15 protein-coding genes are annotated in these 18517 nt (G+C 65.1%); 11 read left to right on the plus strand and 4 right to left on the minus strand.

Translation table 11 applies throughout. From position 1 onward, the window contains the following. Positions 1-57 precede the first annotated feature (57 nt). Genes kdpF through kdpC form a run of 4 tightly spaced genes read left to right on the plus strand, consistent with a single transcriptional unit; the run spans position 58 to position 4549 of the window. Entirely contained in the window at positions 58-147 is a 90-nt protein-coding gene (kdpF, locus tag M3P27_10025; GenBank protein ID MDP9268641.1) for a K(+)-transporting ATPase subunit F, read from the plus strand. A gap of 2 nt (positions 148-149) precedes the next feature. Further along, complete coding sequence (gene kdpA, locus M3P27_10030; GenBank protein ID MDP9268642.1) at positions 150-1898, plus strand: potassium-transporting ATPase subunit KdpA; 1749 nt, start codon at positions 150-152, stop codon at positions 1896-1898. A gap of 19 nt (positions 1899-1917) precedes the next feature. Further along, a complete protein-coding gene (gene kdpB / locus M3P27_10035) occupies positions 1918-3960 on the plus strand; it encodes a potassium-transporting ATPase subunit KdpB (protein ID MDP9268643.1) in 2043 nt (680 codons plus the stop codon). A 13-nt stretch (positions 3961-3973) separates the two neighbouring features. Further along, entirely contained in the window at positions 3974-4549 is a 576-nt protein-coding gene (gene kdpC / locus M3P27_10040) for a potassium-transporting ATPase subunit KdpC (GenBank protein ID MDP9268644.1), read from the plus strand. Between the two features lie 115 nt (positions 4550-4664). Here kdpC and M3P27_10045 read toward each other — a convergent pair whose 3' ends face one another. Both M3P27_10045 and M3P27_10050 read right to left on the minus strand, forming a co-directional pair. Further along, the gene (locus M3P27_10045; GenBank protein MDP9268645.1) at positions 4665-7367 is read right to left on the minus strand and encodes a protein kinase; all 2703 of its coding nucleotides are present in this window, start codon (positions 7365-7367) and stop codon (positions 4665-4667) included. A gap of 67 nt (positions 7368-7434) precedes the next feature. Further along, a complete protein-coding gene (locus M3P27_10050; GenBank protein ID MDP9268646.1) occupies positions 7435-8181 on the minus strand; it encodes a hypothetical protein in 747 nt (248 codons plus the stop codon). Between the two features lie 46 nt (positions 8182-8227). Here M3P27_10050 and M3P27_10055 point away from each other — a divergent pair, with 46 nt between their 5' ends. Continuing rightward, positions 8228-8614 carry a metallopeptidase family protein gene (locus M3P27_10055; protein ID MDP9268647.1) on the plus strand — a complete coding sequence of 129 codons (387 nt, stop codon included), beginning with the start codon at positions 8228-8230 and terminating at the stop codon, positions 8612-8614. 39 nt (positions 8615-8653) lie between these two features. Here M3P27_10055 and M3P27_10060 read toward each other — a convergent pair whose 3' ends face one another. Then, a complete protein-coding gene (locus M3P27_10060; GenBank protein ID MDP9268648.1) occupies positions 8654-9490 on the minus strand; it encodes an IclR family transcriptional regulator in 837 nt (278 codons plus the stop codon). Positions 9491-9697: 207 nt separating this feature from the next. Between M3P27_10060 and aceA the strand changes: the two genes are divergently transcribed. The 6 genes from aceA to murJ all read left to right on the plus strand — a co-directional run bounded on the left by aceA (position 9698) and on the right by murJ (position 18297). Then, positions 9698-11134, plus strand: coding sequence for an isocitrate lyase (gene aceA / locus M3P27_10065; protein MDP9268649.1), 1437 nt, complete (start codon positions 9698-9700; stop codon positions 11132-11134). 104 nt (positions 11135-11238) lie between these two features. Beyond that, entirely contained in the window at positions 11239-12456 is a 1218-nt protein-coding gene (locus tag M3P27_10070; protein MDP9268650.1) for an ABC transporter permease, read from the plus strand. A gap of 151 nt (positions 12457-12607) precedes the next feature. Beyond that, positions 12608-13363 carry a hypothetical protein gene (locus M3P27_10075; protein ID MDP9268651.1) on the plus strand — a complete coding sequence of 252 codons (756 nt, stop codon included), beginning with the start codon at positions 12608-12610 and terminating at the stop codon, positions 13361-13363. Between the two features lie 88 nt (positions 13364-13451). After that, positions 13452-13829 (plus strand): BlaI/MecI/CopY family transcriptional regulator, encoded by a 378-nt coding sequence (locus M3P27_10080; GenBank protein ID MDP9268652.1) that lies wholly within the window; start codon positions 13452-13454, stop codon positions 13827-13829. Positions 13830-13831: 2 nt separating this feature from the next. After that, complete coding sequence (locus M3P27_10085; GenBank protein ID MDP9268653.1) at positions 13832-16570, plus strand: hypothetical protein; 2739 nt, start codon at positions 13832-13834, stop codon at positions 16568-16570. A gap of 47 nt (positions 16571-16617) precedes the next feature. Beyond that, positions 16618-18297 (plus strand): murein biosynthesis integral membrane protein MurJ, encoded by a 1680-nt coding sequence (gene murJ, locus M3P27_10090; protein ID MDP9268654.1) that lies wholly within the window; start codon positions 16618-16620, stop codon positions 18295-18297. 8 nt (positions 18298-18305) lie between these two features. Here the strand turns inward: murJ and M3P27_10095 are convergent. Then, a partial coding sequence (locus M3P27_10095; protein ID MDP9268655.1) for a hypothetical protein occupies positions 18306-18517 on the minus strand: 212 nt, incomplete at its 5' end.

The raw sequence follows: 18517 nt of genomic DNA on the forward strand, positions 1-18517 counted from the left end.
TTCTTCGCGCTCGCGCTCGGCTACGTGCGTTTCTGTGAACGGATTCGCTGAGGGGATATGTCTCTCGAAACCCTGATCATCCTCGCGATCTGCGTTTTGTTGATGGGCTATCTCACGTTTGCGCTGCTGCGACCGGAGAAGTTCTAGCCATGACCGCGAATGGATGGCTCCAGATCGCCCTTTACGTTCTTGCCGTCTTTGCGGTGACGAAGCCGCTTGGGGTGTTCATGGCCCGCGTGTTCTCCGGGCAGCGGACATTCCTCGATCCGGTGCTGCAACCCGTCGAGCGCCTGCTCTATCGCCTGACCGGCGTGGACGAGAAACGCGAGATGCGATGGACGGAATACGCCATTGCGATGCTGCTATTCAGTGTGGTCTCGATGTTGTTGCTCTATGCCATCGAGCGCGTACAGGGATTCTTGCCGTGGAATCCCCAAAAACTCGGCGCGGTCGCTCCCGATCTCGCTTTCAATACTGCCGGTTCATTCACGACGAACACGAACTGGCAGGCATACATTCCTGAGACAACGATGAGCTACCTGACCCAGATGGCCGGACTGGCGTACCACAATTTCACGTCCGCCGCGATCGGCATCGCCTTGGCTATCGCTTTCGTGCGTGGCATCGCGCGCAAGGAGCAGGACACCATCGGCAACTTCTGGGTGGACATGACGCGCGCGACGCTCTGGGTCCTGCTGCCGCTCTGCATCGTCGGCGCGTTGGCGTTGGTCTCGATGGGGGTGGTACAGAACCTGAATCCCTACGCGACGGTCCAGCTCATCGAGCCGCAAAAGGGCGCGGATGGCAGCGCCGTCACCACGCAGACGATTCCGCAAGGGCCGGTCGCGTCGCAGGAAGCGATCAAGGAACTGGGCACGAACGGTGGCGGTTTTTTCAACGCCAACAGCGCACACCCTTACGAGAATCCGACGCCGCTTTCAAACTTCCTCGAAATGTTGATGATCTTCGCCATCCCCAGCGGGTTGACTTACACGCTCGGCAGGATGACCGGCTCACAGCGGCACGGCTGGGCGGTGTGGTCCGCCATGATGGTCTTGTTCCTCGTGGGAGTGACCACGGCATATTGGGCCGAGGCGCAAGGGAATCCTCTGCTTCAGGGAGTGGACCAGCGCGCCAGCGCGCGGCAGGCCGGCGGCAACATGGAGGGGAAAGAAGTCCGCTTTGGCATTGCGAATTCGGCGCTGTTCGCTACCGTCACGACAGCCGCAAGCTGCGGCGCCATCAATAGCTGGCACGACTCGTTCACGCCGCTCGGCGGGCTAGTCCCGTTGGTGAACATCCAGCTGGGCGAAGTGATCTTCGGCGGTGTGGGCGCGGGACTCTACGGGATCCTCATCTTCGTTGTCCTAACGGTATTCATCGCGGGGCTGATGGTCGGCAGGACGCCGGAGTATCTCGGCAAGAAGATCGAAGCCTACGACGTAAAGATGGCGATGCTGGCAGTGCTAGTTCTGCCGTTGCCGCTGCTGGTTTTCAGCGCGATCTCTGCCATCAAACCTTTCGGCGTTTCGAGCCTGAACAACGCGGGGCCGCATGGCCTATCGGAAATCCTCTACGCGTTCACTTCCGCGGTCGGCAACAACGGCTCTGCGTTTGCGGGACTGAACGCGAACACGCTTTGGTACAACACGACGCTCGGATTCACCATGCTGCTTGGCCGCTTCATGGTGATCATCCCCATGCTGGCCATCGCCGGGAACCTGGCGCGGAAGAAAGCGGTGCCGGCGTCGCTCGGGACGTTCCCGGTCACGAATGCCACGTTCACGGTCCTGCTCGTCAGCGTGATCCTGATCCTCGGCGCGCTAACCTACTTCCCGGCCCTGAGCTTGGGGCCGATCCTCGAACACCTATTGATGAAAGCGGGAATGACTTTCTAAGCCATGATTTCCCAAAACAATGAGTAAGCAGACGACAACGCGGCCGGTGTGGGACCTGGACATCGTTTCCCACGCACTGGGGGACGCGTTTGCGAAACTGAATCCCCGAACGATGGTGAAGAACCCGGTGATGTTCGTGGTCGAGGTCGGGAGTGTGATCACTACAGCGTTCCTGGTGCGTGATGTGATCGCGGGTCACCACGGGACCGGCTTCGAGCTGCAGATCACACTTTGGCTCTGGTTCACGGTGCTGTTCGCGAACTTCGCGGAAGCCATGGCGGAAGGCCGTGGCAAGGCGCAGGCTGCGACGCTGCGAAAGGCGAAGTCCGAGACCATGGCGCGGCGAATCCTGCTGGATGGCAGCGAGGACATCGTTCTCGGTTCGAAGTTGCGAGTGGGAGATGTGGTCCTGGTCAAGGCGGGCGAGTTCATCCCCGGCGATGGCGACGTGAGCGAAGGTGTCGCGTCAGTGGACGAATCTGCCATCACGGGAGAATCCGCGCCGGTCATCCGCGAATCTGGCGGCGACCGCTCGGCGGTTACGGGCGGGACGCGCGTCCTTTCCGACTGGCTCAAGATCCGCATCACGGCGGAACCGGGACACACCTTCCTCGATCGCATGATCGCCCTGGTGGAGGGCGCGGAGCGGCAGAAGACGCCGAACGAGATCGCGCTGAACATCCTGCTCGCTGGACTAACCATCATCTTTCTGCTGGCCGTAGTCACGCTTCAGCCGTTCGCGATCTACTCCAACGCGCCGCAGACAATATTCGTGCTCATCTCGTTGCTCGTCTGCTTGATCCCGACCACGATCGGCGGACTGCTCTCGGCGATCGGCATTGCCGGCATGGACCGGCTTATCCAGCACAACGTTCTAGCGATGTCGGGCCGCGCGGTGGAAGCCGCTGGCGACGTGAACACACTGCTGCTCGATAAGACTGGGACGATCACGCTCGGCAATCGGCATGCGACAGCGTTCATCGCTGCGCCCGGTGTTCTGGAACGCGATCTCGCCGACGCCGCGCAACTCTCCTCACTGCCCGACGAGACTCCGGAAGGCCGCTCGATCGTGGTGCTGGCAAAAGAGAAGTACGGACTGCGCGGTCGCGACCTGGCGACCATGGATGCCCACTTCGTTCCTTTCACCGCACAGACGCGCATGTCGGGCGTGAACACCGATGGCCGCGAGATACGCAAGGGCGCAGCCGACGCCATCGCGAAATACATGGCGGAGCAGGGTCAAACCATTCCGCTGCAGGTACAGGAAGCCGTCAATGAGATCGGGCGTTCGGGTGGGACGCCGCTGGTCGTCACCGAGAACCGGCGTCCGCTGGGCGTTATCCATCTGAAAGACATCGTGAAAGGCGGGATGAGCGAGCGCTTTGCGCAACTCCGCGCCATGGGCATCAAGACGGTGATGATCACCGGAGACAATCCGCTCACCGCTGCCGCGATCGCGCGCGAGGCGGGTGTGGACGACTTCCTCGCGGAAGCGACGCCGAAAGACAAGATGGACCTCATCAAGCGCGAGCAGAGCCTGGGGAAACTCGTCGCCATGACCGGCGACGGCACGAACGATGCGCCCGCGCTGGCTCAAGCCGACGTTGGCGTGGCGATGAATACGGGGACGCAGGCGGCGAAGGAAGCCGGGAACATGGTGGACCTCGATTCCAATCCCACCAAGCTGATCGAGGTCGTCGAGATCGGCAAACAGCTTCTGATGACGCGCGGCGCGCTGACCACGTTCTCCATCGCCAATGATGTAGCGAAGTATTTCGCCATCATCCCGGCGATGTTCGCCGGGACGTTCCCGGTCTTGCAGGTGCTGAACATCATGCGTCTCGCCACGCCGCAGTCTGCGGTGTTGTCGGCGGTGATCTTCAACGCGCTCATCATCGTGGCGCTCATCCCGCTGGCGCTGCGCGGTGTGAAATACAAGCCGATGAGCGCGGAAGCGCTGCTGCGGCAGAACCTCCTGATCTACGGCTTGGGCGGACTGATCGCCCCGTTCCTGGGCATCAAGCTCATCGACGTGATCATCACGCACCTGGGATTGGCGTAACGGGGGTTAGCTGATGAGAGAGCAACTCAAGATCGCGTTCCTCATGACCGTCGTGACCACGGTCCTGCTCGGCATCGTCTACCCGCTCGTGGTCACGGGAATGGCGCAAGTGCTGTTCCACGACCAAGCCAACGGGCAGCTCATCGAGCGCGACGGCAAGGTCATCGGTTCGCGCATCATCGGCCAGCCATTCACCGGACCGGAATACTTCCACTCGCGTCCGTCAGCTGCCGGGAATGGCTATGACGGGCTGGCCTCGGGCGGAACGAACTGGGGAGCGACGAATAAGAAGCTGATCGATAGGGTGGCAGCCGATCTCGCTAGAGTGCAGGCGGAGAATCCCGGAGCGCCGGTGCCGATCGATTTGGTCACAGCGTCGGCTTCGGGTCTTGACCCGCATACCTCGGTTGCGGCGGCAGACTTTCAGATTCCTCGGATCGCGCGGGAACGAGGAATGAATGAAGCCGAACTGCGAAGCCTGATCTCTAAGCACGCGCACGGACGCGAGATGGGTTTTCTGGGCGAGGGGCGCGTCAATGTGGTGGAGCTAAATCTGGAGCTCGACCAAATACATCCTCGACGTCGTTAGCGGCGGAGCCATGTGGGGACTTTTGTGGGGACCCTGACGGCAGAACGCTGCTTCCCGCCACAACCCAGCACACCTCGATACATCCCGCGAACAAACTCCTCCGGGGAGGCTCCGCTCACTCCTCCAGGTCGGACGCCCCGAAGGGTGAGCGTCCACCCAGCGAAATGTAGAACGCGTAGAAGGCGATGGCGGCCATGAGCAGCATCCCCGCCAGGCTGATGTCCGCATACCACGACGACATCTGCGTGGTCAGCGGGAAGCTTCCCAGAAAAACGTCGAACACGTTCGCGGCCACCAGCGCCAGCACTCCAAAGCGGATCAGCAGGAACACGCCCAAGGCGGCCAAGATCAGGCGGGGCACTAGAACAACGGCAATACTGCCGCCGGTCGCCGTGGCGCCCACCAGCCCAACGAAGAGGACAAACGCAACCGCGGCCGCCCAGTCCTTGCGCAGCAGCGTCCGGAAGAGGAACAGAATGGCCAGGGAGGCAAGACCAGCCAGGATGGCGAAGATGATGCCGTTCGAAAGAGTGGAGATGATGGCGCGGGCGCCCAGAAGTTGCCACGTCGGCCCGCTATAGGGCTGCACCGGAGGACGGCCCAACCAAAGGGGAACGAACCAGGCGAGTCGCACCACGCAGATGCCGGTGATGGAGAGCAGGCAGCCGAAGAGCACGTCGCGTCCCACCAGCGGATCGAGGACACCCCCGGCCAACAAACGGCTCCAGGAAATCAAGGTAGCGGGCCAGCGCCGCCGCACGTAAGGCTCCAGCGCGATGTAGATTATCCCGATGTAGAAAGAACCCGCGATCCCCAGACTGAGAGCGGCGAAGAAGAGCGCGAACTCGTAGAAATCGGCGACGTGGTGCGCCCCCAGGAGAAAGGCCACTGCCGAGGCGGCAAAGACCACGGTCGCCAGCCGGAAAGCGCCGCGTCGATCTCCCCGGCCCAGCCGCAGGTTGCGCCGGGCGAGTATCGCGCTTCCCGTCAGCAGCAAGAGCAGGAGAAAGATCCCAGCCACCTGCGCGGCCCGCTCCGCCGGCGTCGGCTTGTACGCCTGCTCACGCTCGGGACGGGTCATCGGCCCGATCAATTGGAAGTACACCGGCTTGCCCCGGTAGGCAGCAGCCTCGATCCGCATCGGCATCTCCGGCCGCTCCGCTAGCGCTCCCGTCCAGGCGGCGCGCGTGTCGCTGTAAACCGGAGGCGTCCACGTGGACTGCGCCGAAGTCCATTTGGACGCATCCAGCCCGGCGGCAACGAACAGTTGTCCCCAATCCACCGGGACCGCGGCTCCGGGCGAGTCCTCCACCTGCGCCGGCACCACCACCAGTTGCACCAGATGTCCGCGCGGCGTGAGCCGCACCAGCGTCATTCCGGAAACATCCAGCGGCGGGTCATCCGTCCACACCGCCCCTCCGGTGGGAGCGTCCGTGGCGAAGTCGTGCGCGCCGAGCGGCCGCGGGCTGCTTCGGTACCAGAACGCGAAGGGCCCATATTCCATGTTGTCCCAGCGGGTCTTCGAGGCGTCGTGCTCACTGACGTAGCGGAGGAAGTCGTTCCCTTCGTAGAAACCGAACGCGCTGTCCGCCGGTGGCTCCGCGTGTCCAACGCTGCGCAACACGTCCTTCGCCCGTTCCGCCAGCGCCTCCGGAGGCTTCTCCAGCGGGACGCGCCGGTAGAGCTTCGCCTGCCCGCTCATCAGGACCGCGGCCACCACGCCGAGCACGATCCCCGCCAGGCAGAGCCATGCGATCACCGGGCGCAGGCCCTCGGTTTCTCCCGCCGCCGCAACCATCTCCGGCGAGGGCGTCTCGCCCGCCGCCAGCGCGGCCGCGAGCGGGTCGCCGCCCGGCAGCGCCGCCGCCACTTGCAGCGCGGAACCCGGCCGCTTGCGCGGGTCCTTTTCCAGACACCGCAGGATGGCGCGCTCCACCGCCGGGTCCACATCGGCCGCATGACTGGAAGGTGCCGTGGGCTCCGTCTCGGAGTGCTGCCGCTTCCACGCCGCCAGGTTCGCGGCCTCGAATGCCGGCTTGCCGGTGTAAAGCTCGTACAACACCAGGCCGAGCGCGTAGATATCGCTCCGCACCGACGCCGGCTTGCCCTCCAGTTGTTCCGGCGCCATGTATGCCGGAGTGCCGGACTTGTCCCCCGCCGCTTCCTCGGTGCGCAGCGCGAGACCAAAGTCGGTGATGCGCGCGTGCCCGTGGCCATCGATCATCACATTGGCGGGCTTCAGGTCGCGGTGCAGCACGCCCTTTTCGTGCGCCGCCGCCAGCCCGCCGCAGAGCTGCCGCGCGATCTCCAGCGCCTTGGCTCCCGGGAGCCGGCCGATGCGGCTCAACAGCGTGGCCAGGTCCTCGCCGTCCACGTACTCCATGGTGATGAAGTGGTCGCCGTTGACCTCGCCGATGTCGTACACCCGGCAGACGCTGGGGTGGGAGATCTGGCGCGCGTTGCGCACCTCGCCGTGGAGGCGGTCGATCAGCGCGGCATCTTGAAAAGAGGCATGGGGCAGGAACTTCAGCGCCACCGGCTGGCCCAGCTTCAGGTCGTCGGCGCGATAGACCTCTCCCATCCCGCCGCGGCCCAAGAGGCCGATGATGCGGAAGCGCTCCGCCAGCACCGCTCCGGGCGCAAAGCCGCGGCCCTCCGCCGGGGTCGAGACGTGGCCCACCGGGCGCGGAGAAAGCAGCCGGCGCGCATCCGAGGGCAGCGCCGTCGGTGACGATGGCGAACTGGCTGGCGCTCCGCACGACGAGCAGAACCGCGCCGCCTCCGGCACCTCCGCCGCGCAACTGGGGCAGGGGGACATCGCCGCGGATTGTATCCCACGGGCTGTTCTCGGCAGCCGCGAAAGCAATGCGCGCCAGGTGCGCGTCCTACTTGCCCATGAGCATGCCCGCGAATGACTGCCACAGCTGCGTGCCGGAGAGAGCGAGGCGCACTGGGACAGACAAGATGAGCAGCGCGCCGCCCCAGAGATACACCGGATGCACCCGCCGCATGGTGAAAAAGTCGTAGCTCATGCCGAGGAGCAGCACCGGGATGTAGGTGAGCGAAAAGAAGGCCAGCGGACCATGCGCCAGGACGCCCGGGATACGCGCCACCCCGGCGACGGCGATAGCGGTGTAGGCGAGCAGCATCAGGCGCTTGTGCGCGTCTTTGTTTCGCCGCTGCAGGAGCGCCACGACCACGAACAGCGCGAACAGCGCGGTGTCGCCGAGCGGCACCACGAGAAATCCCTCGGGAGTGAGGCCGGGCGGCGCCGCGCCGCGGCGTGCCGCGGCGATCGAGATGGCGATGCCGGCGACGATCATTCCAGCCGCCAGCGCAGCGCCCACCACACCAAGACGCCGATGAACAGCGACGCGCCGCGTGGCCACCAGCGCCGTCTGCACGATGAACAGCAAGACCCAAGCCGTGAAGAGCGCCGCGTGCACGTGGACCACGGTGGTGAACGGGGCGCCGGTGACGGTCGCGTGTGTGCCAAAGAACCAGCTGAGGAAGTAAGTGCGGGAAAAGCCGATGAACACGGCCAGCGCCATCGCGATCGCCATGCCGCTAAAGAAGACGCGGTCGCGCGCGCCCGGCCGGGATATTGGTTTGGGAGCAGTCGCCGCAGCCATCACGGCGGGAGATTAGCATAATCTTGCGAACGCTTAGAATGCTGCTATGCGGCGAGAACAGTTCACCGAGTTGGTGGCGGAGGCGCTCGACAGCCTGCCGGCGGAGTTTCGCCGGCGGATGAAGAATGTCGTCGTGCTGGTGGAAGACGTCCCGATGGAACAACGCAAGCGCGAGCGCGAACGCGACTCGCCACCGCGTCCGCGCTCGGCGCCGCCGAAGACGCTCATCCTCGGACACTTCATCGGCACCGCCGCCACCGAGCGCAGCGTCTTCGCCATCCCCGGCGGGCCCGACCGCGTCATCCTCTATCAGAAAAACATCGAGGCCGTCTGCCGGACGGAGCAGCAGATCCGCGAGCAGGTCCGGCTCACGCTCATCCACGAGGTCGGCCACTACTTTGGGATGAGCGAAGAACAACTGCGCGACGTTTAGTGCGCCGGGTCTGACGCAGCGACTTCTAGTGAGACGGGTCTAATGCAAGGAAGCCCCGCGCGTCACCGCAGACGACGATGCCGGCCCGCCCAACTGCAACGAGATGCGGCGCGCGGCATCCTTTACCATCTCGGCGAAGCGAGGGATCTCCGAGGCGTGGAACTGGGTGACCGTCCCGGTCAGTCCCACGCTCGCGGCCACGCCCTGCGCGCTGAACACCGGCGCAGCCACGCAGCGGATGCCCATCGTGCTCTCCTGTTCGTCGATGGCATAGCCGCGGCGCCGGATGTGCTCGAGGTCGGCGAACAGCTTCGCCGGCGTGGCGATGGTGTGCGCCGTCCACTTCTTCATCCCTTTTCCCAGAATGCCCTGCACTTCTTCTTCCGGAAGCCACGCGAGCAGCGCCTTGCCCACCGAGGTGGAGTGCAGGTTCATCCTGCGGCCCGGCCAGGTGTTCATCTTGATGAAGCCGGGAGCGTCGGCCTTGGCGATGTAGACGGCCTGGCCGTGGTCGAGCACTGCCAGGTGCGCCGTCAAACCGCTCCGTTCGACCAAATGTTGCAGGATGGGCAGCGCTATCTGGCGGACGTCGAGCGATTCCATCGCCCGGCTCGAGAGCGAGAGCAGCGCCAGGCCGAGGCGATACTTTCCATCGGGCTCGCGGCGGACGTATCCGCCGGCCTCGAGCGCGCGCAGGATGTAGCTGGTCGAACTCTTGGGCACCTTCAGCTTGCGGCTGAGTTCGGAGTTGGAGAGCCCGGCGCCGGACTTCGAGATCGCCTCCAGCATGCCAAGCGCGCGATGCACGGCGATGGAAGGGGACTCGGCGACCTGGGTTCGGGTAACGCCTCCGGTCGAACGTGCGTTGCGGGCCACGGTTTGTTCCTGTTCTTCTTACTTCCTGAAACTCTGGTTTACAAAACTAGTGTTCAAGGAATTGAACATACGTCTTGACCTCCTGGAAGTCCAGCCCTACGCTGCGGCTACGCCTGAAGTCGTGTTCAGCATATTGAACACTGGTTGGCTGAGTACGAAGCCAAGGCGCCGGCCCCGCGCCCACTCGTCTCATCCGGAGGGCAGCGCATGCAGGCTTCCACATCAACCTCATCAGCAGCTGGGGCTGCGCGATCAACGGCTGCGCGTCGCCAGGCAGCACTCTTGGAACGCCAATGGAAGACCGACCTGCGCTGGCAGGGAATCCAACGTCCCTACCGCGGCGCGGATGTGGTGCGTCTGCGCGGCAGCGTGCGCATCGAGCACACCCTCGCGCAGCTCGGCGCCGAGCGGCTCTGGTTCCTGCTGCACACGCGGCCGTATGTCCACGCGCTCGGAGCGCTCACCGGCAACCAGGCCATCCAACAGGTGCAGGCCGGGCTGCAGGCCATCTATCTGAGCGGCTGGCAGGTCGCGGCAGACGCCAACAATGCCGGCCAGATGTATCCCGACCAAAGCCTGTATCCCGCGGACAGCGTTCCCGAGGTCGCGCGCCGCATCAATCGCGCCCTCGCCCGCGCCGATCAGGTGTGGCACGCGGAGGGCCCGCACGCCGAAGGCCCGCACGCCGAAAGAAAGAACGGCGTCCACTGGTTCGCGCCCATCGTGGCCGATGCCGAGGCCGGCTTCGGCGGCAACCTCAACGCTTTTGAACTGATGAAGGCGATGATCGAAGCGGGCGCTGCGGCCGTCCACTTCGAAGACCAGTTGTCTTCCGTCAAGAAATGCGGACACCTCGGCGGGAAGGTCCTGGTGCCCACCGGGGAGTTCATCCAGAAGCTGGTCGCGGCGCGGCTCGCTGCCGACGTGATGGGCGTGCCGACCCTCGTGATCGCGCGCACCGACGCCGATTCCGCCGGCCTAATCACCAGCGACGTGGACGAGCGCGACCGTTCCTTCGTCGTCAATATGAAAAACGGCGACGCCCGCTCACCCGAAGGCTTCTTCCGCATCCGCGGCGGTATTGACGCCGCCATCGCCCGCGCCGTGGCCTACGCGCCCTATGCGGACATGTTGTGGTGCGAGACGTCGCATCCCGATCTCGCGGAAGCCAAGGCGTTCGCGGACGCGGTGCACGCCAAGTTTCCCGGGAAACTTCTCGCCTACAACTGTTCGCCTTCATTCAACTGGAAGCAGAAGTTGAGCGAGCAGTCCATCGCCGAGTTCCAGCCGCGCCTCGCCGAAATGGGATACAAGTTCCAGTTCGTCACCCTGGCCGGCTTCCACGCGCTGAACACCGCGATGTTCGAGCTGGCGCGCGATTATCGCGAGCGCGGCATGGCGGCATATTCCGAGCTGCAGGAGCGCGAGTTCCAGGCGGAGCGCGAGCACGGCTACGCCGCGGTGAAGCACCAGCGCTTCGTCGGCACCGGATACTTCGACGAGGTGGCGCAAGTCATCGCCGGCGGGCAGTCTTCGACCACCGCGCTCGCCGGCTCCACCGAGACGGCACAGTTCGCCGCGCAGGAAACGCCGGCCGCCCAGCCGCAACCGAGATCCCCGGAGATCCGGACCGCGATCGTCTAGCAAGCCTTGGCGCCGAATGACCGAGCGGGACGCGAATGCGTCCCGCTTTCTGCTTTCTTCCTCCCGCACTTGCCGCCACCCTCCGCGGCCACTAACCTAGAGCTATGGAAGGCCCGCTGTTGATGACCGAAACGATGAAGGTGGCCTACGACACCTTCCGCACCAACAAGGTGAGGTTCGCGCTCACCGCGCTCGGCATGGTGATCGGCACAGCCTCGCTCATCCTGGTAACGACCATCGGCCTGACCGGCAAGCAGTACATCATGAATCAGATCCAGGCCATCGGCGCCAACATGATCTACGCGTATCAGGAAGGCGGCGGCAACGGCGTCACGTCGAATGCCGCGCCTGATCCGCTCACCGTGGACGATATGACCGCGGTGCAGCAGCAGGTGCCGGGCATCCAGGCGGCCTCGCCCATGACGGAGATGCACGATCGCATCGCCGTCGGCGGCGGCAAGGAGCGCGACATCCTCATCCTTGGGGTCTCGCCCGATTATCAAGTGGTGCGTAATCTCCTGGTGCTCGGCGGGCGCTTCTTCGATGACGATGACACGCGCGGGCGCGCCAAAGTCGCCGTGGTCACGCAGGATTTCGCGAAGCGCATGTTCGGCTCGGTGGATGGCGCCATCGGCCAGACGGTGAAGGTGAGCAACCTCCCCTTCGTGATCGTGGGCGTGTTCCGCGAGCGCGTGGAGACGTTTGGGCAGTCGGAGCTGGCGTCGGACACCATCGTGATCCCCTACACCGTCGCGAAATACTTCAGCGGCACCGACGCGGTGCGGCAGATATTCTTCTCCACCGCCGACGCCGGCGACGTGCAGCGCGCGACCGAGCAGATCCGCCAGGTGCTGCAGTCGCGCCACCGGCAGGAATCCGTCTATCGCGTGGAGAACCTCACGCAACTGCTCGACGTCGCGGCAAAAAGCGCGCAGGCCCTCACCCTGGTGCTGCTGCTGGTCGCCACCGTCACCCTGATCGTGGGCGGCGTGGGCATCATGAACATCATGCTGGTCACGGTGCGCTCGCGCACGCGCGAGATCGGCATCCGCAAAGCCATCGGGGCGACCAGCCGCGCCATCCGCTGGCAGTTCCTCACCGAGGCCATCATCATCTCGGTCGCCGGCGGCGTGATCGGGACCGTCCTCGGGCTCGCGCTTCCGGTCTCGGTGCGCCTCTTCACCAGCGTCCGCATCCCCATCTCGGGATTGTCCGCCATCATCGCCATCGTGGTGTCATCGCTGGTCGGGATCATCTTCGGAACGCTGCCCGCCACGCGCGCCGCGCAGCTCGACCCGGTCGAAGCCCTGCGCTACGAGTAAGTTCCTCCTGGGTCTTGCCTTATCTTTTCCATTCCGAGCCCGCCCCGGATTTAGTTTTGTCATTCCGAGCCCGCCGCGGGCGAGGAAGCCCTATTCCCGCGAGAAACGTTCGCCGCGGAACCGGGTTAGTGAGAGTGAATAAGGAGTTGGCATGAAGAAGCTGATACTGGTCCTCATGCTCGCGGTCCCGCTGTACGCGCAGCACGATCATCACGGCATGGGCGACAAAGCCGGGCCCGAACCGACAGACGCGCACACCAGCGCGAACGCCGATCAGCAGATGGACCACCACCACATCGACATGGGCCCGCACATGAAGCTCACGCCGCTGCGCCCGGCGACGAAGGCAGACCGCGAGCGCGCCGCCGAGATCGCGAGCCAGACGCGCAACGCCATCGGGAAGTACACCGACGTGAGCGTGGCCGAGCGCGATGGCTACAAGCGGTTCGCACCCAACCTGAAGCAGCAGAAGATGTACCACTACACCAATTACTGGTACGCGGCCGAGGCCGCCTTCCGTTTCAATCCTGAACATCCCACGTCCTTGCTTTATCAGGACGACGGCCGCGGCGGCCTCAAGCTGATCGGCGCGATGTTCACCGCGCCCAAGAACGCCGCGCCGGAAGCGCTCGAGCAGCGCGTCCCGCTGTCGGTGGCGCAGTGGCACGCACACGTGAACATGTGCCTGCCGCCCAAGGGCTTGTCGAATGAAGAGAAGCGCGCCCAAATGTCCCAGAGGAATGCCCGCTTTGGCCTCGCCGGCGCCATCATCAGCAGGGAAGAGTGCGAGGCCGCGGGCGGCCGCTTCATGCCGCAAGTCTTCGGCTGGATGGTCCACCTGTATCCGTGGGAGAGCGACCCGCAACAGGTGTGGTCGCTCGAAAAGCAGATGGACCACCACCACTAGACGTCGCGAATATTGCTCACCTTTTTCGCTTGACTTCGTCTGCTAGTGTATTAGCATCTGCTAGTCCATTAGCAGCAGGAGGTCACCCTTGGAATCCCGATTCGGCCGCCGCGAGCGGCAGATCATGGATGTGATCTACCGTTTGGGGAAGGCGAGCGTGGCAGACGTCCGCGCCGCGCTGCCCGATCCCCCCACCTACTCGGCCGTGCGTGGCATGCTGCGGCTGCTCGAGGATAAAGGTTACTTGCAGCACCGCCAGGACGGCTTGAAGTATGTCTACATGCCGACCGTGACGCCGGCGAAGGCGCGCGTTTCTGCTCTGCGCCACCTGGTGACCACGTTCTTTGGCGGGTCTTCGGAAGACGCGGTGGCGGCGCTCCTCGAATTGCCCGATTCCAAGCTCTCCGCGCAAGACCGCCGCCGCCTCGCCGCAATGATCAAGAAGGCCCAGCAGGAGGGAAGGTAGTCATGTCTCTTGACGCAACTTCTGTCGAACTCATCTCGCGCAACACCTATGCGCTGCTCTTTGACGTCAGCCTGAAAGCCACCATCGTGCTCGGCGTGGCGCTTGCCGCCGACCGCCTGCTGCGGCGGCGCTCTGCCGCGCTGCGCCACCTCGTGCTCGTCATCGGTCTCACCGCCGCGTGCGCGTTGCCGCTCGCCGAGCGTGTGCTTCCCCGGATCCCAGCGCCATGGCTGCCCGGCATTGCGCCGGCCATCGCGACGACCGTACCGCAAGTTGTTGCGCCCGTCACGCAGGCGCAGACGTCGCAAGTCAGCCCGCAACCAGCGGCTGAGACGCGAGTCGCGGTTCACGCCGCGCCGGCGAAATCGGCTGCCAGGCGCCCCGACTCCGCAACGGTAGAGACGGAGCTTGCTCCGTCTTCCGAGCCGCAGACCGCCGCAACCGTTGCGCCCACGACTTCCACCACGCAGCCCGTGTCTTCGACCCCGCGTTGGACCATGTTCCGTTGGACCATGTTCCGCTGGCCCACCCTCCTCGCCGCCGCCTGGCTTGCCGGCGCGCTGTTCTTCGTGCTGCGCGTGCTGGCAGGCGTGGCGCGGCTCAGCAGCGTGATCCGCCATGCCCAGCCGGTGAATGATCCGGAGTGGAGTGCGTTGCTGCGGTGCGTGACGAACTCGCTCGGTATACGGCGCCCGGTCACACTGTTGCGGTCGGATGACATCGACGTGCCGCTGACCACGGGCACCATCTATCCGCGCGTGATCCTGCCGCCGGACGCGGACGATTGGACGCCCGCGCGCGCCACCGCCGTGCTCAATCACGAGCTGGCGCACGTGAAGCGCTTCGACGCGCTCACGCAACTGATAGCGCAGGCCGCGCTCGCGCTGCACTGGTTCAATCCGCTGGCCTGGCTGGCGGTGCGGCAGATGCGCCTGGAGCGGGAAAAAGCTTGTGACGATTTCGTGCTCGCCGCCGGCGCCAAGCCCAGCGACTACGCGCGTGACCTGCTCGAGATCGTGACGCAGCTCGGCACCAGGCGCGAGTACGCCGTCGCGCTGGCGATGGCGCGCAAGACGCAGTTTGAAGGACGCCTGCTCGCGCTGCTCGATCCGCGCCGCGATCGTCGCTCACTCTCTCGCGCCGCTGTCCTGGGGACGGTCGTGCTCGCCGCCGCGCTGGTGCTGCCGCTTGCCGCCATGCAGCCGCAGCAAGATGAACCGGCGCAACCGGCGCAGCCCGCGCAACCGGCACAGCCCGCGCAACCCAGCATCGCTGTCGTGCCGACTTCGCCCGCTGCGGCCGTCTCTGCGGACTATGACGAATCGCAACCCGCGACCGCCGCAACCCAAGCCGAAGCGCCCCCCGCGGAAGAAGCGCAGGAAACACCCACGCCAGATGCCGCGCCCGCTCCGGAAGCACGTCCGTCGGAAGGCCCGACGCCGCGCCCGTCAGAAGCTCCGCGAGCAGGTTCCGGTTCCGGTTCGGGCTCGGGCTCCGGTTCGGGTTACGACTTCTCCTATTCGACGCCAACGCCGGTGGCGCAAGGCGTTCCTGGCGTCCCGGGAGTTCCCGGAGTTCCTAGCGTTCCGGCGGTCCCGGCGGCGCCGGGCGGAAAGGGTTTCCCTGATCCCGATTGCAAGAGCACATCCGCGACCACGCACAACAGCATGAGCAGCAACACCGACGATTCCGGCTACCACACGCTCAGCGGCTCGTGGATCAAGGGTGAGTGCACGCTGCGCATCCACGCGGCGGGCAAGCTGGTGTTCAGCGCCGAAGGTACGCAGCTGCTCAGCATCGGTTCGGACGACGGGTTCTTCGACGTCACCGAGACCATCGGCTCGAGCACGCGGCGCGTGAAGGTCACGCCCGCGGCGGGCGCACTGAAGTACGAGTACTGGCGCAACGGCCAGCAGCAGGAGTTCGATGCCGGCGCGCGCGAGTGGTTCGGGCGCTTCCTGCTCGCCTTCGAGCGCCACACCGGATACTCCGCCGACACGCGCGTGCCGGCCATCCTGCAGCGCGGCGGCCCGAATGCGCTGCTCAACGAAGTGAACCAGATATCGAGCGACTACGTGGCCTCGATCTATCTGCGCAAGATGCTCGAGCTCACCAAACTCGACGCCGCCACGCTGCGCCGCACCATCGAGCAATCGACCCGGCAGATCAGCTCGGATTACGAGAAGGCGCGCATCCTGATGACCGTCGCGCAGAAGTATGAGTTAGCCGACGAAGCCAGCCGGTCGGCGTTCCTCGTGGGCGCCGATTCGCTGAAGTCGGACTACGAACATGCTCGCGTGCTCATCGAGCTGCTCAAGCGCCCTAACCTCTCGCAAGAGAATTCGCGGATGGCGCTCAACTCGGCGGCGCGGTTGAAGTCGGACTACGAGCGCGCCCGCGTGCTCATGTCCATGCTCGACGCGCGCATGGTAGACGCCAGCATGCAAGAAGTGTTCTTCGCCGCCGCCGACGGCATCAAGAGCGACTACGAGCACTCGCGCACGCTCATCGGATTGCTGAACCACGTTCCGCTGAATCAGCAGATCGTGGTGCGGCTGCTGCAGGCGACCGCGAGCATCCAGTCAGACTACGAGCGCGCGCGCGTGCTGACCACCACAGCCGAGAAGTATGCCGTCTCCGGGCCGGCCCGCAGCGCGTATCTGCAGGCCGCGAACGGCATCAAGAGCGAGTACGAACGCAACCGCGCGCTGGCAGCACTCACCAACAGCACGCGGATGTGAGCGGACCGCTGGCCACTTATCACGGGCGTCTGTAGAATCGCGGCTTCATGGCTGAGGACCGCCCGCCGAACCTAGCCTCGCGCACGCTGCGCCTACTGCGTCCATCGCACCAGCACTCGGCATACTCCGCCACCGTGCTGCTGATGTTCGCGGTGCTGCTCTCGCGCGTGATCGGCTACGCGCGCGAGGCGTACATCGCGTGGGCCTTCGGCGCCGGCCCGCAGACGGACGCATACGTTGCCGCCTTCACCCTGCCGGACTGGCTGAACTATCTCGTTGCCGGCGGCACCGCCTCCATCACCTTCATCGCCATCTTCACGCGCTATCTCGCCGAGAACCGCGAAGCGGAGGCGCAGAAGGCGTTCAACGTCGTGGTGACGGTGATGTCTGCCGTGCTGCTGGTGGGCGTGGCCATCGCCGAGATGTTCACGCCGCAGATCGTGCGGCTCATGTTTCCCAAGTTCTCCGCCGAGCAGATGGCGCAGTGCGTCTACCTCACGCGCATCCTGCTGCCGGCGCAGATCTTCTTCTATGTGGGCGGCGTGGTCTCAGCCGTGCTCTTGTCGCGCCGCTTGTTTCTCTACCCTGCGCTCGGGCCGCTGCTTTACAACCTGGGCATCATCCTGGGCGGCGTGCTGCTGTCTTCCCGCATGGGCATCGCGTCACTCGCAGTCGGCGCGGTGGCGGGCGCCGTCGCCGGACCATTCCTCATCAACGCCATCGGCGCGGCCAAGGTCGGGCTGCGCTTCTCGCTCGATTTCGATGTCTCGCATCCCGGCTTCCGCCGCTGGGTCGCGCTGACCATCCCGCTGATGCTTGGCGTCTCGCTCGTCACCGCCGACGAATGGATCTTGCGCTTCTTCGCCTCGGGCGGCGCTGGGGACATCACGCGCTTGAACTATGCCAAGCGCCTGTTCGCGGTGCCCATCGCGGTGTTGGGGCAGGCGACCGGGCAGGCCTCGTTGCCTTTCTTCGCGCGGCTCTGGGGAGAGAAGCGCTACGATGATTTTTCCGCCACGGTGAATGGCGCCGTCTACCGCGTGACCGCGCTCGCGCTGCTGGCGAGTGCATGGATGGCGGCTGCGGCCTTCCCGCTGGTTGACCTGGTCTACCGCCGCGGACACTTCCAGATCTCGGACGCGCGCGAGACCGCTCTCTTCTTCATGTGCTTCGCCCTCTCGCTCGCGTTCTGGGCGGCGCAGGGCTTGTATGCACGCGCCTTCTACGCGGCAGGGAACACGCTGACTCCCATGGTCGCCGGCACCATCATCGCGGTAGCGTCATTGCCGGTGTACTCGGCGCTGTTCGCGCGCTACGGCGTGGTCGGCCTCGCCATCGCGTCTGACATCGGCATTGTGCTGCATACCGTGGTGCTGGCGCTGCTGTTATCCACCCGCAAGGTCGTCCCCCTGACCCGCTTGCCCTGGGGAGGCTTGATGAAGGCGCTGTTCGCTGCGGGCGTGGCCGCGGCCTCTGGATTCGGCCTGGCGAAGTTCGTCTATCTGGATGGCACCCGCCTCGCAGACGTGCTGAACCTCGCCGTGGTCACCCTCACGTGGGCCGCGGCGGTGGCCGCGGGATTGTGGGTAACGAGCTCCGACCTGCTGACGATGCTGCTGCGGCGGCGGGAACCGGCGACAGCGCCGGAGATTCCGAGCGAGGCTGTGCCCGCCGATGCGATCGAGGTGGATGAGACCGACCGCGAAGACCGCGGCATGGCACCCTAGAAACGGAGCTAGCGCACGACGCGCATATGGTCCCAGTCGTAGGTGAACCTCTTGCCACACCCCAAACAGACCACGTAGTGCGATGATCCGAGTCCGACGGGGTCCCACGACGCGCTCGGCGAAGTGGCGGCGGCGGTGAAGGCGGTAAATGGCTGCGACGTCCGGCTATGCCGGCAGGTGATGGAGAGGAGTTGCAGGACTTTCTCGAGCATGGGAGACG

The organism is Acidobacteriota bacterium, assembly GCA_030774055.1.
In the GTDB taxonomy this organism is placed as follows: Bacteria; Acidobacteriota; Terriglobia; order Terriglobales; family Acidobacteriaceae; genus JACPNR01.

What these genes read in the sequence shown, in the direction of transcription:
- kdpF (MDP9268641.1), top strand. Translation starts at nt 58, where the DNA reads ATGTCTCTCGAAACCCTGATCATCCTCGCGATCTGCGTTTTGTTGATG.
- kdpA (MDP9268642.1), top strand. Translation starts at nt 150, where the DNA reads ATGACCGCGAATGGATGGCTCCAGATCGCCCTTTACGTTCTTGCCGTC.
- kdpB (MDP9268643.1), top strand. Translation starts at nt 1,918, where the DNA reads ATGAGTAAGCAGACGACAACGCGGCCGGTGTGGGACCTGGACATCGTT.
- kdpC (MDP9268644.1), top strand. Translation starts at nt 3,974, where the DNA reads ATGAGAGAGCAACTCAAGATCGCGTTCCTCATGACCGTCGTGACCACG.
- M3P27_10045 (MDP9268645.1), bottom strand. Translation starts at nt 7,367, where the DNA reads ATGTCCCCCTGCCCCAGTTGCGCGGCGGAGGTGCCGGAGGCGGCGCGG.
- M3P27_10050 (MDP9268646.1), bottom strand. Translation starts at nt 8,181, where the DNA reads ATGGCTGCGGCGACTGCTCCCAAACCAATATCCCGGCCGGGCGCGCGC.
- M3P27_10055 (MDP9268647.1), top strand. Translation starts at nt 8,228, where the DNA reads ATGCGGCGAGAACAGTTCACCGAGTTGGTGGCGGAGGCGCTCGACAGC.
- aceA (MDP9268649.1), top strand. Translation starts at nt 9,698, where the DNA reads ATGCAGGCTTCCACATCAACCTCATCAGCAGCTGGGGCTGCGCGATCA.
- M3P27_10070 (MDP9268650.1), top strand. Translation starts at nt 11,239, where the DNA reads ATGGAAGGCCCGCTGTTGATGACCGAAACGATGAAGGTGGCCTACGAC.
- M3P27_10075 (MDP9268651.1), top strand. Translation starts at nt 12,608, where the DNA reads ATGAAGAAGCTGATACTGGTCCTCATGCTCGCGGTCCCGCTGTACGCG.
- M3P27_10085 (MDP9268653.1), top strand. Translation starts at nt 13,832, where the DNA reads ATGTCTCTTGACGCAACTTCTGTCGAACTCATCTCGCGCAACACCTAT.
- murJ (MDP9268654.1), top strand. Translation starts at nt 16,618, where the DNA reads ATGGCTGAGGACCGCCCGCCGAACCTAGCCTCGCGCACGCTGCGCCTA.